The 21,139-nt window shown below is 66.0% G+C and carries 12 protein-coding genes; 8 read left to right on the top strand and 4 right to left on the bottom strand.

The annotated features are described in order from the left end of the window. Nucleotides 1-245: 245 nt before the first annotated feature. From NKF06_RS00540 to NKF06_RS00505, 8 genes are all read left to right on the top strand, one after another. The gene (locus NKF06_RS00540) at nt 246-1,049 is read left to right on the top strand and encodes a DUF502 domain-containing protein (RefSeq protein ID WP_253244220.1); all 804 of its coding nucleotides are present in this window, start codon (nt 246-248) and stop codon (nt 1,047-1,049) included. 202 nt (nt 1,050-1,251) lie between these two features. Next, entirely contained in the window at nt 1,252-1,545 is a 294-nt protein-coding gene (locus NKF06_RS00535) for a hypothetical protein (protein WP_058826125.1), read from the top strand. A 330-nt stretch (nt 1,546-1,875) separates the two neighbouring features. Continuing rightward, entirely contained in the window at nt 1,876-2,859 is a 984-nt protein-coding gene (locus tag NKF06_RS00530; protein ID WP_058826108.1) for a CARDB domain-containing protein, read from the top strand. A 192-nt stretch (nt 2,860-3,051) separates the two neighbouring features. Beyond that, entirely contained in the window at nt 3,052-6,018 is a 2,967-nt protein-coding gene (locus NKF06_RS00525; protein WP_253244168.1) for an FtsX-like permease family protein, read from the top strand. After that, nucleotides 6,011-7,675, top strand: a complete 1,665-nt coding sequence (locus NKF06_RS00520) for a hypothetical protein (RefSeq protein ID WP_253244167.1) — start codon at nt 6,011-6,013, stop codon at nt 7,673-7,675. The genes NKF06_RS00525 and NKF06_RS00520 overlap by 8 nt, the downstream gene beginning before the upstream one ends. A 49-nt stretch (nt 7,676-7,724) precedes the next feature. Then, complete coding sequence (locus tag NKF06_RS00515) at nt 7,725-8,405, top strand: ABC transporter ATP-binding protein (RefSeq protein WP_042666319.1); 681 nt, start codon at nt 7,725-7,727, stop codon at nt 8,403-8,405. Between the two features lie 15 nt (nt 8,406-8,420). Next, nucleotides 8,421-11,414 (top strand): FtsX-like permease family protein, encoded by a 2,994-nt coding sequence (locus NKF06_RS00510; protein WP_253244166.1) that lies wholly within the window; start codon nt 8,421-8,423, stop codon nt 11,412-11,414. Nucleotides 11,415-11,469: 55 nt separating this feature from the next. Next, nucleotides 11,470-12,567: a hypothetical protein gene (locus tag NKF06_RS00505; RefSeq protein ID WP_253244165.1), complete on the top strand. Its 1,098-nt coding sequence runs from the start codon at nt 11,470-11,472 to the stop codon at nt 12,565-12,567. 372 nt (nt 12,568-12,939) lie between these two features. On the opposite strand, the gene NKF06_RS00500 is transcribed toward NKF06_RS00505, so the two are convergent. The 4 genes from NKF06_RS00500 to NKF06_RS21115 are packed head-to-tail and all read right to left on the bottom strand — an operon-like array spanning nt 12,940 to nt 20,795. Beyond that, nucleotides 12,940-14,148, bottom strand: a complete 1,209-nt coding sequence (locus tag NKF06_RS00500) for a PGF-pre-PGF domain-containing protein (RefSeq protein ID WP_253244164.1) — start codon at nt 14,146-14,148, stop codon at nt 12,940-12,942. A gap of 3 nt (nt 14,149-14,151) precedes the next feature. Further along, a complete protein-coding gene (locus NKF06_RS00495; RefSeq protein WP_253244163.1) occupies nt 14,152-15,309 on the bottom strand; it encodes a dockerin type I domain-containing protein in 1,158 nt (385 codons plus the stop codon). 51 nt (nt 15,310-15,360) lie between these two features. After that, nucleotides 15,361-16,269 carry a prenyltransferase/squalene oxidase repeat-containing protein gene (locus tag NKF06_RS00490; RefSeq protein ID WP_253244162.1) on the bottom strand — a complete coding sequence of 303 codons (909 nt, stop codon included), beginning with the start codon at nt 16,267-16,269 and terminating at the stop codon, nt 15,361-15,363. After that, on the bottom strand, nt 16,245-20,795 hold the full coding sequence (locus tag NKF06_RS21115; protein ID WP_253244161.1) for a CARDB domain-containing protein: 4,551 nt from the start codon (nt 20,793-20,795) through the stop codon (nt 16,245-16,247). The genes NKF06_RS00490 and NKF06_RS21115 overlap by 25 nt, the downstream gene beginning before the upstream one ends. Nucleotides 20,796-21,139: the final 344 nt, after the last annotated feature.

Genomic DNA, 21,139 nt, shown 5'->3' with positions numbered 1-21,139 from the left:
ACGGCACGGGCCACCGTCTCGGCTTCCGTCGTCGCTCACGGCTCCCGCGAATCCATCCGGCCCGCTTCGGTCCCCGTTTTCTCCGCTCTCGACTGACTCGTTCGTCACCGGACGCCTGCAAGCGGCCCCGCCGCAGTACGTCTCGAAAATCTAGACGGTTCGACTGCCGACACTATTTTCACGACCCACATGAATCACCGGCCGTGTCCTCCGCAGACCCTCCGCGCTCGCCGGGCACGCTCGCCGTGAGCGCCAAAGAGACCGGTCAATCGCTGTACGAACGGGCGTACAACACCCTGCTGACGGGCGTGGCGATCATGATCCCCATCGTCATCACGCTGTACGTCCTGCGCGTCGGCATCGACTTCGTCAGAAACGCCCTCGAACCGTTCATCGAACTCCTGCGCTGGGCAGGAATCATCAGCCGCTTCGAGAGCGTCGAATTCATCAGCCTCCTCATCGACCTCGGTATCTACTCGTTCGTCGTCGACTTCTTCACCGAACTGGTCGCCCTGCTCGTCCTCTTCGCCATCGTCGCGGTCGTGGGGACCGTCGGCCGCAACCAGTACGGCGAGAAAATCATCGGCGTGTTCGACCTCGTCATCTCGTCGATTCCCGGCGTCGGCACGGTGTACAAGAGCTTCCGCCGCATGGGCGACGTGGTCCTCGACGAGGGGGCCGACGAGTTTCAGGACGTGAAACTCGTCCAGTGTTTCGACGACGACGTGTACGTACTGGGCTTCCAGACGGGTGGCTCCCCCGCGACCATCGAACAGTCGACCGGCCACAAGGAGATGGTCTCGATGTTCCTTCCGCTCGCGCCCAACCCGGTCACCGGCGGCCTGCTCACCTACATCCCCGCCGACGATGTGTACGACATCGACATGACCGTCGAGGAGGGCGTCCGGAGCATCCTCACGAGCGGTGTCGCCACCGACGAGGACGCTGACGCGCTCGGCGTGAACATGTCCGAACTCCGCGGTACAGAGCGGTTACAGGACATCCGCGAGTCGATGATTACGAGAGAGCGAGAGCGAAAGCAGGACTAGCCCGTCGTCTCGCGCGCCGTCGCTCTCTCCGAGGTTCGTTTCAGCCGTTCACGCTCTCTGAATTGTCAGTGGAACTAATACTTATATGTCTGCTCAACGAAGTGTGTTCTCAAGGGCCATGGAGTCGCTACCGCGAGTTCTCGTCTACGGACCGCCCCCAGAGCGAGCCTGGCATCCGCAAGGCGACGTCGAAGTCCGATACGTGACCGAGACCGCGCCCCTTCGCCGACTCGTCTCATCGAAGGACCCGACGGTCGTCGTCTGCCTCCACGCGCCGCCGTCCTATCGTGGAGGAGTCGCCGCGCGCGTCACGCGGAACGTAGACGATAGCCAACCGCTCGTCGTCACCGGCTGGGAAACGTCTCGTTCGCCCGCGCTCGAGACGGTCGATTCGGACCTCGTAAAAACCGTCGGACTCCCGGACGACGAACCGCTTCCGGAGGCGTTGTTCGACGTTGTCGACAAAGTCGGTGCCGGCCTCGCCGCATACGTCTGACTCATCGCCGCGGCGAGTCTCGCCGTCCACGAGTGCGAATCGGCGAGCCGGCGGTAACTCTCCGACTGACCGTAACAATTAGAATGCTTGCTGCTTCTTGTCGTAGCATACACGTCGTAGTAATCACGCGCTCGTGCGGCGATTCGCGGCAGTACGAACTGTGAGGGGCTGCTGCCGACCGCCACTAGTGATGCGGTTTCGCTCACCCAACGCCGTGCATGACTCGTGATGGGTCGACGAATCAAAACCGACACCAACTATGAGTTCTTCGCACACGCCCAGTTCAACGCGAGTCGTCCGGATGGCGTCCGACCCCGTGGGGGATGCCGAATGACACCGAACGCGCGCCACTGTCTGGTGGTGTTTTCGGTCCTCGCGCTCGCGGTCGCGCCGGGAATCGGTGCCGCGGCCGGGTCGACGGACGTCGCACTCGACCCGACTGACCAGACCGTTGCGAACGGGGAGACGACGACGTTTGACGTAGTCGTGACGAACGCCTCCGGCGGCGTCGGCGCGGCCAACATCACGTTCTCGCTCGCCAACGAGACCGCGGATATCACGCAGGTCACGTTCAGCCACAACGCGGCGGAGGTCACGACGACGTACGCGAGTGACAACAGCTCCGCAACGCTCACTGGCTACGGACTCGACACGAACCAGACCGGTTCGGTCGTCGTCGCCACCGTCACGGTCGCGGGGAACACGACGAGCACGGCCGAAACCACGGTCACGCCCCACGTCAACGCCCTCGGCGACGAGGACGGCAACGACTATACGGTCGGTGAGGAACGGTCCGCACGACTTGAAGTGACGACCTCGTCGTCGGGCGGCGGCGGTGACGGCGACGGCGGGGACGATAGCGACAGTGGCGGTGGCTCCGGCGACGGCGGGAGCGGCGACACGGTGTCCACGACGATCACGAACCTCTCGCTCGCGACGACGAGCGTCGAAACCGGCGAGGACGTCGAAGTCGCGGCGACCGTGTTGAACGACGGCGACGTGACGACGAACGCCACGGTCAATCTCACGGTCGACGGGTCCGTTCGAACGATGAAGACCGTCTCCGACCTCGAACCCGGTAACGAATCGACGGTCGTGTTCCTCCCGGCGTTCCAGCAGGCGGGGACGTACAACCTCTCTGTCGGCGGCGAATCGGCGACGGTGACGGTCGCCGAGCCGACCACGACGACTTCCGACCCGGTGACGACTGAGACGCCGACGGAGACGGAGAGCCAAGCGCCCGGGTTCGGCGTGCTGCCGGCGCTCGTCTCGCTGGTCGCGCTCGTCGGTGCGGCGCGTCTCCGGGCTCACTAACTCGCGTTCGACTCGCTCGCTCCCCGAGTGGGCGGTCGGGAGTTGGGGCATCGACGCGAACCCGATTTTTTGACTGCACCAGGGGTCGCTCGAATCACCGAGTCCCCGCTGATGTGCCGTCTTTCGGTGAAGGTCAACGGAACCACATACACTTAATGTGAGCGCTCGTGAGACTCGCGATAGAGAACACTGATGGGCTACCGTCGAGCACTTTCGTTCGGTTGGGAGACGCGCGATACACTCGCCGTGCTCGTCATCGCCCTCACCGTCTCGTTTCTCGTCGGCGCCGCGGTCCTCGGCGTCTCGCTCGGACAGCAGACGACGACTATCTCCGACGAGTTCGGGTCCAGCTATCACGTCGAGCACGTGGAGTCTCCGGCGAGCGCCGCGGGCGCTGACGAGTCCGGAGTCCGACTCGTCTTCGTCCGTGCGACCGTCGACGGGGCGCCTGCGACGGTGGTCGGCATCCCGGCGGACGCCCCGGAGCTTTCCGTTCGGGGACAGACGATTAGCTTTCCCCGCCCGGACCCCGGGACGCTCGCCGTCGTCGGCGGACCGTCGGCCGGCGAGACCGTCTCGCTGACGACCGACGAGACGGAAACGACGGTCACGCTCACGGACCGCTCGGGTCACCGGGTGCTCCAAGACGGCTGGTATCTCAGTCGCACCGAGACGCTCTCGGGGCTCGAGGCGACCGACGTCGTCCGTATCGAACGGGCGGACGGCGGACCAGCGACGCCGCTGTTGTCGGCACTGCAGTTTTTCGTCCTCGGAACCGGCCAACTGGTTCGGTTGCTCCAACTCGCGACGCTGGCGAGCGGCATCCTCGTCGGCGTGACGACCTACAGCGTCATCCGACTCACGGTCAAAGAGCGGCGGCCGGACATCGCCGTGCTCCGCTCGACCGGGGCGACGCCGCGGCAAATCGTCGGCGTCTACACGCTCCGTGCGGTCGTGCTGGCGACTGTCGGACTGGCACTCGGATACAGCATCGGCGTCATCCTCGTTCGTGCGGTCCTGAACGCGGCGATTTACGCCGGCCTCCCGACCTCGCTCGCGCTCGCACTCACGCCGACGGTCGTCGGCCTGCTCGGACTGGCGTCGGCGGTGCTCCTCGTCGCGGGCGTCGTCGCCGGCCTGACCGCGTCGTACCCCGAAGCGACGAAGCCGCTCGACCAGCTGACATCACCGGGACAGCCAACCGCCGAGGGGTCCCGGTCGCCGTTCAGACGGCTCTTCGAGACGCGGTTACTCGGATGGGAAGCGGCCGTCCCCACCGTGGCGACGCTGAGCGTGTTCATGGGCGTCGTGCTGTTGCTGTCGGCCGTCATCGGCGCGGTCGGTCCGCTGTCGGGCGTCGGCCAGCAGACGATTACGGAACCGGACGCACCGCACCCCATCGCCAGTAACGTCCCGGAATCGTACGCGTCCGCGCTCCGCAGTCAGGGCGTCGCGGTCAGTCCGGAGATTCTCCTCTTCGAGGTGCATCGCAGTACGCCGTTCGTCGCGCGGGGGGTGAACTACTCCGCGTACGAGTCGTTCAGCCACACGCGGCTGACCGAGGGCCGAGCGCCCGAGGCAGACAACGAGGCGCTCGTCGGCGCGAGCCTCTCGGAGGCGACCGGCCTCGCGGTCGGCGAGACGCTGGTTCTCGGCGGGAGTACGACGCCCGGCATCACGCGCGTCGAAATCGTCGGCCGGTTCGCCGGAACAGGAGTGCAGGACGACCAACTTCTCGTCTCACTCGATACGGCGCGTCACCTCACGACGACGGGCCGAAACGGGGTTCAGTTCATCAGAACCCGCGGGCTCGCGAGCGACGACGCGAGCGCTTCGACAATCGTGGTCACCGACGCGACGGTCACTCGTCGCGACGGGAGCTTCGGCGTCGCCGTTGAGGCGACGAACCTCGGCCTGAGCGACGCCTCGCGGCCCGTCTCGGTCACGCTCGGGGACGCGACGGCGGAGACTCCGCTGTCGGTGCCCAGTCGCCGGTCGACGACGACCTTCGTCGCGTTCGAGCCGCCGGGGGCAGGCACTGTCTCCCTCTCGGTGGCCGACGTGACCAAGTCGGTGACGGTCGACGAGCGAGGCCGCGTCGTCGACCCGCTCAGCGTGACTGTCCCGACGTCAATACCCGTCGGCGGTGCGCCGCGAATCAGCGTCTCGCGGGGGGGCGAACCGGTCGCGAACGCCACGGTCTCCGTCGGCGAGCGGAGCCGAACGACGGACGCCGACGGGACGACCCGAATCCGGTTCAACGAGACGGGGACGTACGTCGTCTCGGCTCGCGCCGGCTCGCAACAGCGTAACACGACGGTCACCGTCTCCGCAGACGCGACTCGACAGCCGGTCCAGACGCTTTCGCTCTCGCCGCAGACGCCGACGCTGTTCACGTCGCCGACGGTGACGACGCGGCTCGCCAACCCGTGGACGCGGCAACTGAACGCGACGGTGGCCGTCCGCGGACCGGGGACGGACGTCGAACGCGCCGTCTCGCTCGCACCCGGCGGGAGCAGTCGCGTCGCTGTGACCCTCCCGCAGCGGCCGGCCGGAGAGTACACCGTCTCGTCGCAGGTCGGCGCGAGCGAACCGGCCACGCTCACCTATCGCGTCCGCGGCGACGAGCGGTTGGCGACCGCGCTCGCGGGGAGCGGTCGCTACACCAGCGGCGGCGGCATCGCGCAGGCGATTCAGCTCGTCTTCGGAAACCTCGAAGTGCTCCTCGCCGCGGTCGTCGCGCTCGTGAGCCTCATGACCGTCGGGAGCACGACCGCGGCGTTCACGCGGAGCACCTACGGCGTTCGGAAGACCATCGGCGTGTACCGCGCGACCGGGGCGCGCCGGACCGACATCCTCCGGCTCGTCCTCTTCGACACGCTCAAAATCGGACTCCTCGCGTCGGTCGCCGCGTTCGCCATCGCCACCGCGGCCGTGACGGCGCTCCTGTCGCTCGGCGAACTCCGCGTGTTCGGCGTCGCGCTCACGCCGGTGTTCTCGCCCGGCGTCGTCGCCGGGATGGTTCTCGCGGGCCTCGGCCTCGCGGTCGCGAGCGCCTGTCTCGCGACGGGCTATCTGTTGCTTCGGGACCCCGGCGCACTCTTAGTGGATAGACATATACCGACGCCCGAGGGAGAGGGAAGTATCACCAATGAGTAACGGACGTCGCCGCGGATTCGCGATTCTCATCGCGGGCGTCGCCCTCGCGTTCGCCCTCCGCGCCCTCCCGCTTTATTGGAGCGGCTATCCATCGACGCTCGACGGATTCGACTACGCGTGGCTCGCGAAGACGACCACGGAGACGGGTGCGCTCCCCCTCACGCAGCGGGCGGATAATCTCGTTTTCAGCACCTACCTGAGCGTCGTGTCGCTCGTCACCGACGCCGTTCCCCTCCGAGCGATTCAGCCGCTCGCGACGGCCATCGGCGGACTCATCTGCTTCGTCGGCGGGGTCGTCGCGCGGCGCGTCCTCCTCGACAGCGGGTCACGCGACGGAACCGCCACCGCGGTCGGCGCGGTGACGGCGACGCTGCTCGCCGTCCAGGGGCTGTTCCTCCGTCGCACCTCCGTTCCCGACGAGGAGATTCTCGGCATCCTCCTCGTGATTACGCTCGCGTTCTGTCTGCATCTCGCGCTCCGCAGTCAACGCCTCCGCTGGTGGCTCGTCGTCGGGCTTCTCCTCGCCGTGTTCCCGATGACGCACACGTTTTCGACGTTCATCGCCGCGCTCGTCGTGACCGCGCTCGTCGTGCGCCACGTCTCCGTGCGGCTCTCGCTCCGGTCGGTGCTCGGGCCGGGCGCGCTCGCGGTCGCCTTCTGGGCGTACATGTTCGCGTACTACCGCTTCGCCGAGTCGTCGACGACGCTCAGCGTCCCGTACGTGAACCGGGTCATGGCCTATCCCGGGCTCTTTCTCGCGTGGCTCATCCTCCTCGCCATCGGTATCGTGTGGGTGCAACGGACCGGTCGCCGGGTCAAACAGGTCTCGTATCTCGCCGTCGTCGGGTCGTTTTTCGGCATCGTCGGGCTCAACGCCGTCTCGCCGATATTCCCGGGCACGACCCAGACGCCGCCGCTCATCTTGGGGCTCGTCGCGATTCTCGGCGTGTTCGCGGTGACCGCCGCCTTCGGGCTCGACCTGTTCGAGTCGTACCGCGGCGGCGCGATACCGACGGCGATGTTCCTCGCACCGGTCACCATCATCGGGTTCGGCCTCACCGCGTCGCTCACCCCCGAGTACTACGATACGGTCATGCGCGCACAGACGTTCCTGCACGTCCCGGCGGCGATGCTCGTCGGACTCGTCCTCGTTCGCCTCCTGCAGGGCGTCTCGCGTTCGACCTCGGGACGCGCGCTCCGTCTCGCGCTCGTCGCGGTCGTGCTCGTGTCGACGCTCGCGACCGCACCGCTCGCGTACCTCACGATGGACACCGCGACCGTCCCCTCTACGACCTACGAGTCCGAGTTCGAAGGCGTCCAGTTCGCGTCCACGCACACCGACTCGCCGTGGCTGAGCGACCACTCGCTGACGCGGGTCGGGACGCATTACTTCAACGCGCAGGTCGGCTACAGCGCCGTCGCGAACTGGCTCTCCGGCGGCCCGAGCCCGGACTGTCTGGTCATCTCGCAGCGGTCGTGGACGACGACCGGTGCGCACCTCTTCCCGAACGCGCCGGAGACCATCTCGCCGTCCGTGTACGCCAACTGGACCGCGACGCGGAACGTCGTCTACGCCAACACCGGGAACGACCCCGTCTCGGTGTCCCGGCCGGTCGGGAACGCGGCGTGCGCGGCCGCGACGAACCGGACGGTCTGACCGAGTAGCCGTACACTATACATAGGTGAAGCATGAAGGGAGCATATCGATGACGGGCCCCGTACTGCGCGGCGATTCGCTCACCGTCGAACGCGGTGACTCCACCATTCTCGCGGACGTCTCCATCACCGTCGAGCCTGACACGTCCCTCCTCATTCAAGGCCCGAGCGGTGCCGGGAAGACGACGCTGTTCAACGTCCTCGGACTGCTTAGCACTCCGACCAGCGGCTCGCTGTACGTCCACGGCGACGACACGAGCGCGCTCCCCGAGCGGAAGCGCGCCGTCCTCCGGCGGGACGCAATCGGATTCGTCTTTCAGGACTTCCAGCTCATCCCGGATCTGACCGCGTGGGACAACGCCGCGCTCCCGCAGGACCACACCCGGAGCCGAGACGAGGCGTGGCTGGACACGCTGTTCGACGCCCTCGACATTTTAGACCTCAAAGACCAGTATCCGGCGACGCTCAGCGGCGGAGAGAAACAGCGCGTCGCCATCGCCCGCGCCCTCGCGAACCGGCCGGACGTCGTCTTCGCCGACGAGCCGACGGGGCAACTTGACCCCGAAACCGCAGAGCGCGTTCTCGACCTCCTGTTCCGTGTGAAGGACCAGACGGACACCGCGCTCGTCGTCATCAGCCACGACCCCACGCTGTCCGACCAGTTCGAAGAGACGCATGTGCTGATAGACGGCTCGCTCCGCCGGAAACCGGACGAGCGCATCCGTCAATGAGTCGCCTCGGATAACATGCGCTATGCGACAGCGCTCCTCTCGAGGTGGTCGCGCCGCGAGTGGCTGAGCATCGCGGTCGTCGCCGTCACGACGGCGTTCCTCCTCGGCTCCGCGTTGCTGTTGCTCACCGCGGCCACCTACACCGGAACGCTCAGTTCCGACCTGTCGAGTTCGGCGACGGTGTCGTACGAGCAGTCGTACGACGACGCGGTCGCCGCCGCCGACGACGGTGAGGTAGTCATCGCGGTCACCACCGTCACGCTCCCCAACGGCGAGACTCGCCGCGTCGTCGGGATACCCCCCGACGCGCCGCAGACGATTTCGGGCGCGTCGGTCGCGTGGCAAGCGGCGGAACTGCCGAGGCCACCGACAGACGGCGTCTCGGGGCCGGTATCGACGGTACAGCAGGTCGAGATCGTCGGCCCTGACAACGCGGTTTCGACGACTGTCTCGCCGCATCGCATCGACGAGACGCTGTTTCCCGACTCGTGGTACGTCGCGGGCACCGACACCGTCCAGCGGCTGGGAACGAGCGGCGCGCTCGTGTTCGACACCGGCGAGTCCGGACGCCCGGCGTCGGCGACGAGCGTCCCGCTCATCGCGGCGCTCCCGTTTCTGGCGGGCGGCATCACGCAGGTCGTCCGGACGCTGTCGGTCGCCGCGTTCGCCGGTGGACTCCTGATTCTCGTCGTCGTGTACAACGTGACGAAGATGTCGATTCGGGACCGAACCCGTCTCATCGGCGTCGCTCGCGCGACCGGGGCGTCGCCGTGGCGTATCCTCGCGATTCTCCTCGGCCGCGTGCTGTCGCTCACGTTCGTCGGCGTCGCGTTGGGCTACGCGCTCGGCGTGGTCGTGACCAACGGCGCCGTCAACGCCGCGACGTACGCGGGCCTCCCGGTGTCGCTTCAGACGACCGTGACCGCCGACATCGCGGTTTCGCTCCTCACCATCGCCGGGTTCCTCCTCGTGATGGGCCTCTTCGCCGGGGTTCTCGCGGCGCTTCCGGTCGTCCGCGGTGACCCGAGCTTCGACCAACCGCACCGGGCCGCCGGCCGATGGCCACAGCCGATTCGCCGCTTCCAAGCGGCCGCCTCGCCGACACTCGTCGATTGGCGGGCGTTTACCCCCACGGCGGCGACGCTCGCCGTCTTCATGCTCATCATCCTCTTGACGGGCTCTATCGGCGGCGCGCTCGCCCCCCTCGCAACCACGTCGAGCGGGACGGTCGTCGAGAGCGGTGCCGCACACCCCCTCAACAGCCGCATCGACGAGAACTACGCGACCGTCCTCCGGTCGTACGGTATCACGGCCAGCCCGGAGGTTATCTACGCCCAGACCCGAGGCCGGACGCCGTACCTCGTCCGCGGGGCGAACTACACCGCGTTCAGCTCGGTCACCGACGCGTCGTTAGTCGCGGGCACGGCCCCGCAGCGTGCCGACGAAGCCGTCGTCGGAACCGACCTCGCGCGGACGCTCGGGCTCGAAGTCGGCGAGACGGTGACGCTCGGCGGGAGCGTCACGCCCGGGGTCAGACGCGTCACAATCGTCGGGACGTTCACCGGAAGCGGCGTGACGAACGACCAGCTCGTCGTTCCGCTCGAAACGACGCAGCCGCTGGCGACAGGTCCCGGAACGGTGCACTTGATTCGGACGAAAAACGCGTCTTCGAGGCTCGCGTCCCTGCAGAACCGCTCGTCGGGACTGCTCGTGACGAGCCTCTCCGGCCCGTCCGAGGTCCAGACGAACGCGACGTATCGATTCAGCGCGACGGTTCGGAACCTCGGGTTCGCCGCGGCGACAGAGACGGTCGCGGTCCGCGTGGGGAACCGAACGCTCGAACGAGACGTGACGCTCGGGAGCGACGAATCGACACGGCTGTCGTTCGAGACGAGCTTTCGGACCGCTGGGACGTACGAACTCGCCACCGACGGCGTCACTCGCTCGGTAACGGTGTACCGGCCGAACACCCTCCAGCTTCCGTCCGAGTACCCGACCCGCGCGCCGCCGGGCTCCACGCTCGTCGTACCGGCGACGACGCCGAACGAGTCCGTGGTCTCCGGCGTGACCGTCACGCTCGACGGCCGGAGTGCGACGACGGACGCCCGGGGCGGCGTCCCGATGCGGGTTCCCGACGAGCCGGGCACGTACACGCTGCGGCTCTCGAAAGACGGCTACGTCGCGGAGGAACACACGCTCACCGTGGAACGCGACGCGCCGCAGCGACTCGGCGGGCGGCTGACGGTCTCGCCGTCGACCGGGTCGCGACTCACGAATCCGACGGTGACCGCACGCGTCGCCAACCCGTGGGGTCGGTTCCTCGTCCGCAACCTCACCCTCGTCTCGCCGGGCGGCACGCAGACCCAGACCGTCGAACTGACCGGCGGGAACGTCTCGGAAATCGAACTGGCGGCGTCCGAGGTCGGACTCGGTGACGACCCGCCGCCGGGCACCTACGACCTCCGACTGGTCGTCGACGGGTCGGTCATCTCGACGGCGACCTACCGCGTCACCGGCGACGAACGCGTCGCGGCGACGCTCAGCAGCCGCGGCGAGTACACCGAGGGCACCGGCATCGGCCGGGCCATCGAGAACGTCTTCGGCAACGTGCAGTTGCTGTTCGTCGTGCTCGTCTCGCTCGCCGGGTTGAGCACCATCGGCGGCACGACCGCGACGTTCGCGCAGGCGGTCCACGCGAACCGTCGCGTCATCGGCATCTACCGCGCGACCGGCGCGAGTAGACGGCGGATTCTCGCCCTGCTCGCGGCCGACGCCGTCCGCCTCGCGATTCCCGCGGCGGCGCTCTCGTTCGGGTTTGCGGCGGCGCTCTTGTGGCTGCTCGAACAGGCGGACGTGCTCGTGGTCTTCGGGATTCGACTCGCCGTCCCGTTCACCCCGGGGCTGGTCGCCGCGTCCGCTCTCGGCGCGGTCTGTCTCGCGGTCTGTAGCGCCGTCATCGCGGCGACGCCCTTCGTTCGGTTCGACGTCGGGCGGTTGCTCCACCGCTGACTGTTCGACTCGCCATGACAATGCACTTACCCCAGACGACTGTAGAGGCTGGCACATGCACTCGTCCCGTGCCCTCCTCTTGGCGCTCGTGTTGGTGTGTTCGGCGGTCGCCCCGTTGACGGCGGCACAGAGCGCCGACTACGACGTCGACATCGACGGCGACCTCGACATCCCGGACCGAACGATTTCGACTCAGTGGGGAGACCAGACCATCGAAGCCATCGGCAGCGCGTCCGAGGATGGAACGGTCTCCGTTTCGGCCGATGGACCGTCCGGCCCCTCGTACTCCATCCGTGTCGTCGACAGTCAACAGCGGTCCTATGCCAGCCAATCTGTCATTGGCGGCGGCTCCGCCTCCGAGACATTCTCGCTCGACGGCTACAGTCCCGGCACGTACGCAGTCGCGCTCATGAACGGGACTGACACCGTCTACGCGGTCGAACCGTTCGTCATCAACGGGTTCGACGTCGAACAGACCGCGGCGGACCGCGTCGAGGCGGACGACGAACTCCTCGTGGAAGTGAACCTCTCGGACGCCAGTTCCGACGTCGAATCGCCGCCGGCCGGCGTCGAGGTCGTTCTCGGGAACGAATCGACGTCTGTCCGTACGACTGCGACCCAACAGACGGGGCTGAACTACACGGCGACCGTCGACGTCGCGTCGCTCTCGACGGGCGACTACCGCCTCTATTCGGCCGCCCAGACCGACGAGGAAGTGTTCGGTGAACCCGAACTCGTCGCGGTGAGCGGCACGCAGTCCGTGAGCGTCGTCGAAGCGGGGTCGCTCGAAGACTCGGACTCGACAGGCGACTCCGACGAGACGACGACCACGGAGACGACCGAATCCACCGCATCGACGACGACCACGGCGGCCGCGGGAGAGAACGCGACGGCGACGACGACTGACTCGCCGACGCCCACGGACGACGGGGACGACGCGAGCGAAGACGAACAGTCGCCTTCGACGACGACGGAGACCGCGGCCACTGACTCGAACGGAACGGAGACGACGACGCCCACCGAGACTTCGACGATGCAGTCGACGACGCCGACCACGACCGAAACGGCGGCTCCCCTCTGGGGGCCGTTCGGCATCGCGCTGATCGGTGTGGTCGGTCTCGTCGGCATCGGTCTGCTCCGTCGCCGCTCCTGAGCGGCCGACGCGTTTCTCCGTTCTCGTCTTCCTGCTCCGCATCGCTCGTTCGGCACCCGATAGGCCGTGTCTCTCTTGTGTCGTCTCACGCCACGTCGTCCGAACTGCCCCAGCCACGGCTCGATGACTGATCGGGCGTCCAGACGAGGCGACAGCTCTCTGATGTCAGCGGATCACACCGCGCTACGGCAGCCTCTCCACCGAGTGTGCGTTCCACAGCGCGGCGGCAAACTCACGTGGCGTGCCACGGCGGCGGACTGAACGGTCACTCGTGGCGTGGCCGACGCCGCGTACGACTGTCTAACTCGAAGCTCGTCGTCTGCGTAGCCGATTACAAAAAAGAACTCCGACAGCGGTGACGAGTGACGCGAGTTAGTCGCGTCGCACCGCGATGAGCGCGATTGCGACGAGCGCAATCAGCGCGGCGGTGACGCCGAAGCCGGGGATGACCGAGTCAGTCGTCGTCGGCTCTCCGGTCGTCGTCTCGTCGTCGAAGCCGGACGTTCCGGTCGTTGTTTCGCCGTCGTCAGCGGTCGTCGTTTCGCCGTCGTCGGCCGTGGTTGTCGTCGTCACGGCCTGCTTCGAGGTCACGGCGAAGTACGAGAAGCCGGGCGTGTCAGCTTCGAGCACGACCTGCCCGTCGCCCTGACTCACGACGCGCGTGTCGAGCACTTCCCATTCACCGGTCTCGTCGTTGTAGCGTTCGACTTGGAGGTCCTGTGCGGTGATGCCCAGGTCGTCCAGTCGACTCTGCCGAACAGTCATCGTCACCGTCGACGGTGAATCTTTGAGTGAGCTCGGGACGTCGATCTGGACGAACCCGACTGCGGGATTCGCCGGTTGACCGACGGTTCCCGGGAGGCTCGACCGTTCGCGGACGATGACCTCACCGGTTCCCTGGCTCCCGAACGCCACGTCGACGTTCGTCACCGTCGCGCCGTCCGGAAGCGACGCGCTGACCTGTGAACCGTAGAAGAGCCGGACGCTGTCGTACGTCCCGCTGTTCGGAACGGATCCGCCGCCGCCACCGCCACCGCCGCTCGACGGGACATCGGTGGTCGGCGTGGACGGCGTTGGCGTACTGCCGTCGATGTTGTTCACGTCAACGGTCGTCGTGTCACCGCTGTGCGACAGGAGGTTCCCTCTCGTGTCCGTAATCGATTCGACGGTGACGTCGATGGACGCGGAGGTGTCGCTCCCGACGGACTGCGCGTTCACCGTCAGGTCCGCGAGCGAGATGTTTCCGGTCGAGCCGGAGGTCTCTCCCGTGTACCCGACGACGGTGAGCTTTCCGTTGCCGTGGTCGGTCGTCTCAACGTTGAACCGGGAGTTCCCGGCGACCGAGACGTCGACCACGCTGTCGTCGTAGCTGATGTTCAGTTCGTACGAGCCGATCCCGTCCGCGTCTTCGACGTTGTACGCGGTGAGCGTCGCCGTCGAGTCCGCGGAGCGCTCGTCGAGCGAGCCGACGGCGTCGACCGAGACGGTCTTCGCAGTCGCGGCACCGGCAGCGCCGACGGCGACCGTGCTGACGAGCATGGCGGTGCACATCACGACCGCGAGTAGCTGTTTCGTGTTCATGAGTTATGCACCCCCGATGGTGTAGTCGGCATCACGGTTGTTCTCGCTGTACTGCTGGACGAGCATCGCGTCGACCGCGTTGACCTGCCCGTCGCCGTTGACGTCGCCGTAGGCGGCGTCGGAACCGCTCGAAGCGGCTTGTGCGATGTCGGACGCGTCGTCCGCGTCGACGTCGCCGTCGAGGTCGACGTTACCGAGTTCGTAGCCTTCGAACTCCACGGAGACCTGCGTTCCGACGCCGGTCTGGTTGAGTTGGACCCGCGTCTCGCCGTCAACCGTCGTCTGCTCGACGAGGTTCGCGTCCGTCGTCGCTGTGCCGTCGCCACGGAGCGGTTTGTCGCTCGGTGGTGCGATATCGTACACGACCGTGCCGTCACTCTTCGAGATGGTCACGGACACCGTCGTGTTGACGGGCGTCTTCGCGTTGCCGTCGGACTCAGAGGTCGAGTCGCCGATGAGCGCCGGTTCCTCGCCGACGTACGCGACCGGCTGGATGCTGTCGTCACCGTCGACGAAGGTGACAGACGCCGTCTCGGAGATGCCGACACCGACGGTGAACTCGGGGGCGTCCGTCAGGCTCGAGCCGACGGTGTGGTCGCCTTCGAGCACGGTCTCGCTGACCGAGTCGGCTTGGTTCTGACCGTCGAGGACGACGGACGCGCCAGTTACGGCGTTGCCGTCGTTGTCCACGACGCTCGCGTTGACCGTCCCGACGCCGCTCACGTCGAGTTGTTCGCTCGTGCGAACGTTGTTCGGCTCGTTGTACAGCGGGCGCACGTCAGCGGTCAGCGACGTGGTCCCCGCCGACGAGACGGTCACGTTGAAGTGGTAGGTCCGTGACTCGCCGGCCGGCACTACCTCGCCCGTGATGAGCAGAGAGTCGCCGGTCGAAATCGTACTCTCCTGGACGACCGCGTCCCGGAGATCCGCCGTGTTATTCACGTAGACCGCGTCTTCGGCACCGTTCGGGAGCGCGACCGGGCTGCTGATCGGAACCTCCACGAGCGGGTTGAGGAGCGCGGTGTCGTCGTTGTTCGTAACCGTTACTGCAATCGTCTGGTTCCCGTCCGTGCTGAGGTCGTCCGGCGCGTCGATGGCGACGCTAAACGGGTCCGCAGCAGAGACAACACCCGGGCCGACACCGAACGATATCGATGCCACGACCAGGAGGGCAGCCAGTGTCGTTGAAAGTTTTCGTGTCATCGTTTCTCCTTAGTTGGTGTCCTCGTACTCTTGTTCGTTGACGAGTTGCTCGGATTCGGCACCAACGACAACGCGAGTCTCGTTCTCGACGGTGAGCGTGATGTTACCGGTCTCACGAAGCGTGTCGAGCTCGTCAGTGGTGAACGTCACCGTCGCAGTCGGCGTGTTACCGTCGACGCTGACTTCCTTCGTGACGCTTGAGTTGATCTCGATCGTCACCGTCTGCGAACCGGCGTTCCGCTGGTCCGCCGTGGTGAGGGCGTCGATGGCGACGCCGGTCGCACGCGTGTTCCCGAAGGAGCCGCCCTGCTGGTAGATGCCAACGAGGTAGCCGACACCGTCGGACACGGTTCCGTTGCTCGTCGCCGTGTACCCTGCCGCGTCGTTCAACGCGATGATTGCGTTACCCGTCGCGCGGGCCTTCTCGCCGACGTTGCTCCAGTACGGAGAGTTCGTGTAACCGGCCCACGACCCGTCCGCTTGCTGGTTGGCCACGAGCCACTCGACACCGCTGTCGAGGGCCATCGACACGTTACCGGAACTCAGCTCGTTGTTGACCTGATTCCGGAGGGTGTCGCTGTCGTTGACCGCTGCGAGCGCCTGCACCGCGTAGGCGGTCGCCTGCGCTTCTTTCGTACCGGCTTCCCAGCTTCCGTCGCTGTTCTGCTGTTCGATGAGGTAGACCGCGGCGTCGACGCTGAACTCGTTGGCGGCCGTCTGTGCGGTCGCGTTGAGGTCGTCGCCAGCGCGGTCGATTGCGACCGTCGTGTAGGCGGTCGCGGAGGCGTCGTCGCGGAGGAAGTAGCCGCTCGGGCGGACACTTCCGTCGTTGCGCTGTTTGTCTGCCAGCCAGAGCACCGCACCGCTCTGGTTGATGTTCTGCAGACTCTTGTTCACGTCCGTGCGGTTGCTCTGCACCGTGTCGTCGGAGACGGCGCTCGCGCCTGCAGGGCGTAGATGGTGTAGAACAGGTCACCGCGCGGGTTGTTGCCGTACATGCTCCACGCGCCGTTGTCGTGCTGAGAGATGTTGAAGTACGCACCGGGCGTGGGCTCGTCGGCGAGCTTGCTGATCCCCGCGCTGATCGTGCTGTTCGCACGGTCGCGGTTGTAGTTGCTCGGGATGTCGCCGTTACGGTAGTACTGGTCGGTCCGGAGCGCGGACATCATCTGGGTCGTCGTCTGTTCAACACACCAGTAGGGGTAGGAGAACAGGTATTCGAGACCCTGTAGCGTCCGCCCGTCCGTCCCGGACTGCACGGTCACGTTGAGCGTGTGTTCGTAGGTCGTCGCGTCCGAGACGTTGAGTGCGAGCGACTGCGTCTCGCCCGCGCTCTTGAGCGTCGTCGCGTTCGTCGTGGTGTAGCGAACCTTCGGCACCGTGACGTTCGTCGTCGCGGACGCCGTGTCGCTCTCACCGAACGCTTCGACGGTGACGTCTACCTGCGCGTCTTCGATGTCCGCGGTCGTGTTGCCGCGGACCTTCCAGGCGACCGAGCCGCCCTTTGCCGACGACCGGACCTGTTTCTCAGCGCTCTGTCCGGCGGCGAGTTCGAGCCCCGCGGGGAGCGAGACCGTCGCGTTGACGTCGGACGGGTGGTTCGCGTTGAACTCCGCGAGAACGGTGACGGTCGAGTTGTTCACGACCGTCGAGGGCACCGAGACGTCGTCGTTTTCGATGCTCAGCGAGTACGGCTTCACCCTGACGTCCTTCGTCGACACGTTGTTGTCGAACGGGACGCCGTCGGAGACGCTCGCACTCACGACTTTGTCGCCACCCGTCGCGAAGCGGTGGGTGACGCGCGTCGTGTTGGGCTGTTTGACGCCGAGGTTCGCGATGGTGATGTTCTCCGTCGTCCCGTCGTCGTAATCGACGGTCACGTTGAACTCACCGGTCTTTGCGGTACCGTTGTTCTTCGTGAACACGACGAACGTCGCCTTCTGGCTCTGGAGCGCCGTGCTCTGTCCCTGGATGCGGACCGCCGGGTCGGCGTAGACCACGCGCGTGGAGTTGACGACCTGGTTGTTCGTCTCGTCCGTCTCGGGAATCTCGTTCGCCGGGTCGACCGTCGCGGTCACCCGCGCGTTACCCTGTGCGAGGGTTCCGAGGAGTTCCTCGCTGGCGAACTCGGTCAGGTCGTAGCTGAGCGTCGTCTCGTTGTTCGGCGCGTCGGTGCTGTCGGAGAGGTTGCCGGTGTACTTCGTGTACGTCTCCGTGGCACCGTTTGCGGCCTCGACGGTCAGGTTGACCGTCGCGTTCGAGACGTTGACGAGACCGTCGTTCGAGACGGTCACGGAGGCGTTCACGCCGTCGTTGAACCGCTGTCGCTGTTCGACATCGAGTTCGGGCGAGAGGTCAGCACCCTCCGCGAGGCGGAAGGTGAGGTTCGCGCCGCTCGTGTCGACCGTGAGGTTCTGCCAGTACGTCCGGTTGACGAACCGGTCGTTCTCCGGCGGCGTGACGCGGACTTCCATGTCGCCGCGGACCTCGATGCCGGTCTTGTCGCCTTCACCGGCCGGGAAGAGTCCCTCGGCGTTGGACTTGTACGCGACACCCGAACGCGTGCCGTTGTTGTTGTGGTGGACCGCAATCGTCGCGTTCTCCACCGGGTCACCGTCCTGGTCGACGACGGTGACGTTGAGCAGGCCGGCGTCGGGAAGCGTCGTGTTCCCGACGTTCAGAATCCGCTCGGTTCCCTGCGTCGTGTAGAGCGAGAAGATGTCGGGTGACCCGTCGCGCGGGTGGTCACCGCTCCAGCCGCTCGCTCCGTCCTGCACGTACGCAATCGTCTGCGTGGTTCCGTTGACGACCGGCACGAGGAAGCGACCGTTCTCGTCGGTGAACGTCTGGCCGACGGACCACGGCTCGTCGCCGGGGTTCGTGCGGCTCGTGTAGACGAGGTCGTCCACGGCGGGGCTCCCGTCGGGCATCTTGACGTAGCCCTTCGCGAGCGGGCCGCCGGTGACGCGCGCGTCGACCTCGTTGTTCGTCTCGCTCGCCTCGGCGATTTCGTCAGCCGGGTCGGCGATGACGCGAACGGAGTAGTTCCGCGCGTCCACGCGTGCGAGCGTGGTATTGATAGCGACCGACTCGCCGGCGTCGAGGTCGACCGTCCGACTGGCGAGTTCTTTCCAGGACCCGCCGTTGTCGGCTTTCGCCTCGACGATGGCGTCAACGCCCGTCGCATCGACGTTACCGAGGTTTTCGACCGTCGCGTTGACCGGCACGACGCCTTTCGTGACGTCCGTTTCGACCGAGAGCGTCGGCGCGATGTCCGGCGCTTTCACGGTCACGGTCTCCGGTGAGAGGTCGCCGACGCGGACCGTGTGCTCACCGAGCGAAAGACCGGAGACGACGAACGAAACCGTCTTCGATTCGCCCGCTCCGAGCATCACGGACTTCGTCTGCGTAATCTCATCGTCGACCGAGAGCGTCGCGGTGAAATTGCCCGACACGTCGCCGGTGTTCGTGACCGTCGCGCTCACGTTGACCGCGTCTTCGAGTCCGATTTCGGTCGTGTTGACCTGCTGGTTCGAGTACTCGAGGTTCGGCGGCGTGTCGACCGTCACGGTCTGGGCGGGAAGCCCGTCGACCGCGATCTGGTACGTGCCGGGTCCGAGGTCCTTCTCGAAGGTGACCGTCGTGGACGCGTCGGGTGCGAGCGTCCCGTTCATCCACTCGACGGCCGTCCCGTCGATGACGAGCGACGCGTTGTACTCGCCGGTGCCGGTCCCGTTGTTACGGATGTCGGCGCTGACGACGGTCGTGTCACCGGGCGAGACCTGGCTCGGAACCGTGAGGTTCGAGTAGACGATGTCCGGGACGCCGCTGACCTCGATGGCCGTCGGCGTCGCGTCGTTGACCGTGACATCGTACGTGCCCGGCGTGTCGAAGCTCAGTTCGAACTGCTCGACGACGGTCTGGCCTGCACCGACGAACACCGTCTTCGACTCGACGGTCTGGCCGTCGCGCTTGAGGTCGACCGTGAAGTTCCCGCCGAAGTCATCGGCGTTCTCGACGGTCGCGTTGACCGTCACCGTCTCATCGGTCGTCACCGACGTCGACGAGACGTTGTAGTCGGTGAGTTCGATGTTCGGCGTGATGACGTACAGGTCGACGCTCGACGAGATGTACGCGGTTCCGTTAGACGGGTCTTTCGTGACCGTCGCGGTTCCGGACTCGACGGGCGTGAACGTCACCTGACCGTTCGAATCGGTCGTGAACGTCTTGCCGTTGTACGTCACGTTCGCACCAGCGACGCGGTCGCCGGTGTCTGCCCGGGTGACGTTGAGCGTGACGCTCTCTCCCTGCTGGATTTCGACCGCGCTCGGCTCGATGTTGAGCTGGACGCCGTCGACGAGGTCGACGCTCGCTTTGTTGCTCAGCGTCGCCGTCCCGTTCTGTGCGGTCGCGAAGTGAATGACCGAGTACTCGCCGGGCGTGAAGTTCTCCGTCGTGCGGAGCGTGACAGTTTCCTGTGGTCCGCCGACGGTTCCGTTGATACTCGTGTAGATGACCGTGTCGTCGGTCTGCGTCACGCTGTCTTCACCGGCTAACCGCGAGAGCAGCGAGACGATGTTCGTGTTCCCGTTGTAGCGGCTCGCGGGAAGCGTGCTCCCGGCGAAGTTCGTTCCGGGCTTCACGTCGGTCGCCCCTTCGATTCGGTCGATGGACGACTGAATCTCCTCGATTTCGCTCCCGTTGAGCTGAATCGTCTGCTGTTGGTCGCCGAGGACCGACTCGTTCAGGAGAATCGTCGTGTGCGAAACGTCGTCCGTGCCCAGGTTCGACGCGTCCACGTCCACGTCCACGTCGTTGCCGACCGCAGCGACATCTGGCGGCGTCACGGTCGACCGACCGTCCTGAACGAGGAAGTGGTCGAACCCGACAACCGTCACGTTCCCTTCGGCGGTGAGGTTACCTGGCGACGAGCCCTGCACCAGTCCCGGGTCGGTGCTGTTGTCGACGAGGACCGTCGCGAAGAGGTACTGCCCGGACTTGTCGGGGGTGAATTTGAAGTTCTGCTCTCCGCTCTCCCCCGTGAACTCGCGAACGATTTCGGCGTTCGTGTCTTCGCTCGTCGTGAGCAGCTTGCCGATGTCACTGATGCCACCCGGTTGCTTCGCGCCCTCTTTCAGGCGGACAGCGACCAGTTGGACTTTCTCCCCGTCGACCACGCTGCTCTTTCCGGCTTTCCCCGGATTGAACGTCGCGGTGATCTCCGTCTTGTTGAAGACGTAGATTCGGTTTTTGTCCAAGCTGGTCTCCAGGTCACTCGTCCCGACGAAAATGTTCGTGTTCCGTATCTCGTGGCTGATGTACGGAACGTCGTCGAGCGTGACAAACTCGCTCGACGCCGCCGGGTTATTCGGCCGGAGTGTCAGTAGTGAATACTGCCACACGGAGACGTTCTCTCCGGCGTCTATTTTCAACTCGTCACTCACCGCAGGTGTTGTCGCTCCGTCGATCGGAGCGGAACCCCCTCCGCTGAGTGAGGCCGATGCGTCTGCTGAGGCGAGGGTGCTCGCGCTAACGGGTCCTACCACCATCGATAGAACCACAACCCCCGTCAGAACTAAACTCAAGAGTTTAGTCCTGTTGCTGGTCGTAGGCCTCATGGTATGTTCATCTGATACGAGCGATAAAATACTTCTGTATCACCCATGGATTTATTCAGAGCTGTACGTCTGAATAATACTGTCCGGCTGTATTGACACTCATTCAAACCGACAACACTTCGGCCGTTTCGTAGCCGTGGTCACATTAAAGAAGGCGGGTAGTCATGTGA

It is taken from the genome of Haloferax sp. AB510 (genome assembly GCF_024136985.1).
Taxonomy (GTDB): Archaea; Halobacteriota; Halobacteria; order Halobacteriales; family Haloferacaceae; genus Haloferax.
The sequence above is the reverse complement of the archived record's forward strand: the minus strand, read 5'-3'. Positions and strand labels throughout refer to the sequence as shown.

What these genes read in the sequence shown, in the direction of transcription:
- NKF06_RS00520 (WP_253244167.1), top strand. Translation starts at nt 6,011, where the DNA reads ATGAGTAACGGACGTCGCCGCGGATTCGCGATTCTCATCGCGGGCGTC.
- NKF06_RS00525 (WP_253244168.1), top strand. Translation starts at nt 3,052, where the DNA reads ATGGGCTACCGTCGAGCACTTTCGTTCGGTTGGGAGACGCGCGATACA.
- NKF06_RS00500 (WP_253244164.1), bottom strand. Translation starts at nt 14,148, where the DNA reads ATGAACACGAAACAGCTACTCGCGGTCGTGATGTGCACCGCCATGCTC.
- NKF06_RS00530 (WP_058826108.1), top strand. Translation starts at nt 1,876, where the DNA reads ATGACACCGAACGCGCGCCACTGTCTGGTGGTGTTTTCGGTCCTCGCG.
- NKF06_RS00515 (WP_042666319.1), top strand. Translation starts at nt 7,725, where the DNA reads ATGACGGGCCCCGTACTGCGCGGCGATTCGCTCACCGTCGAACGCGGT.
- NKF06_RS00510 (WP_253244166.1), top strand. Translation starts at nt 8,421, where the DNA reads ATGCGCTATGCGACAGCGCTCCTCTCGAGGTGGTCGCGCCGCGAGTGG.
- NKF06_RS00505 (WP_253244165.1), top strand. Translation starts at nt 11,470, where the DNA reads ATGCACTCGTCCCGTGCCCTCCTCTTGGCGCTCGTGTTGGTGTGTTCG.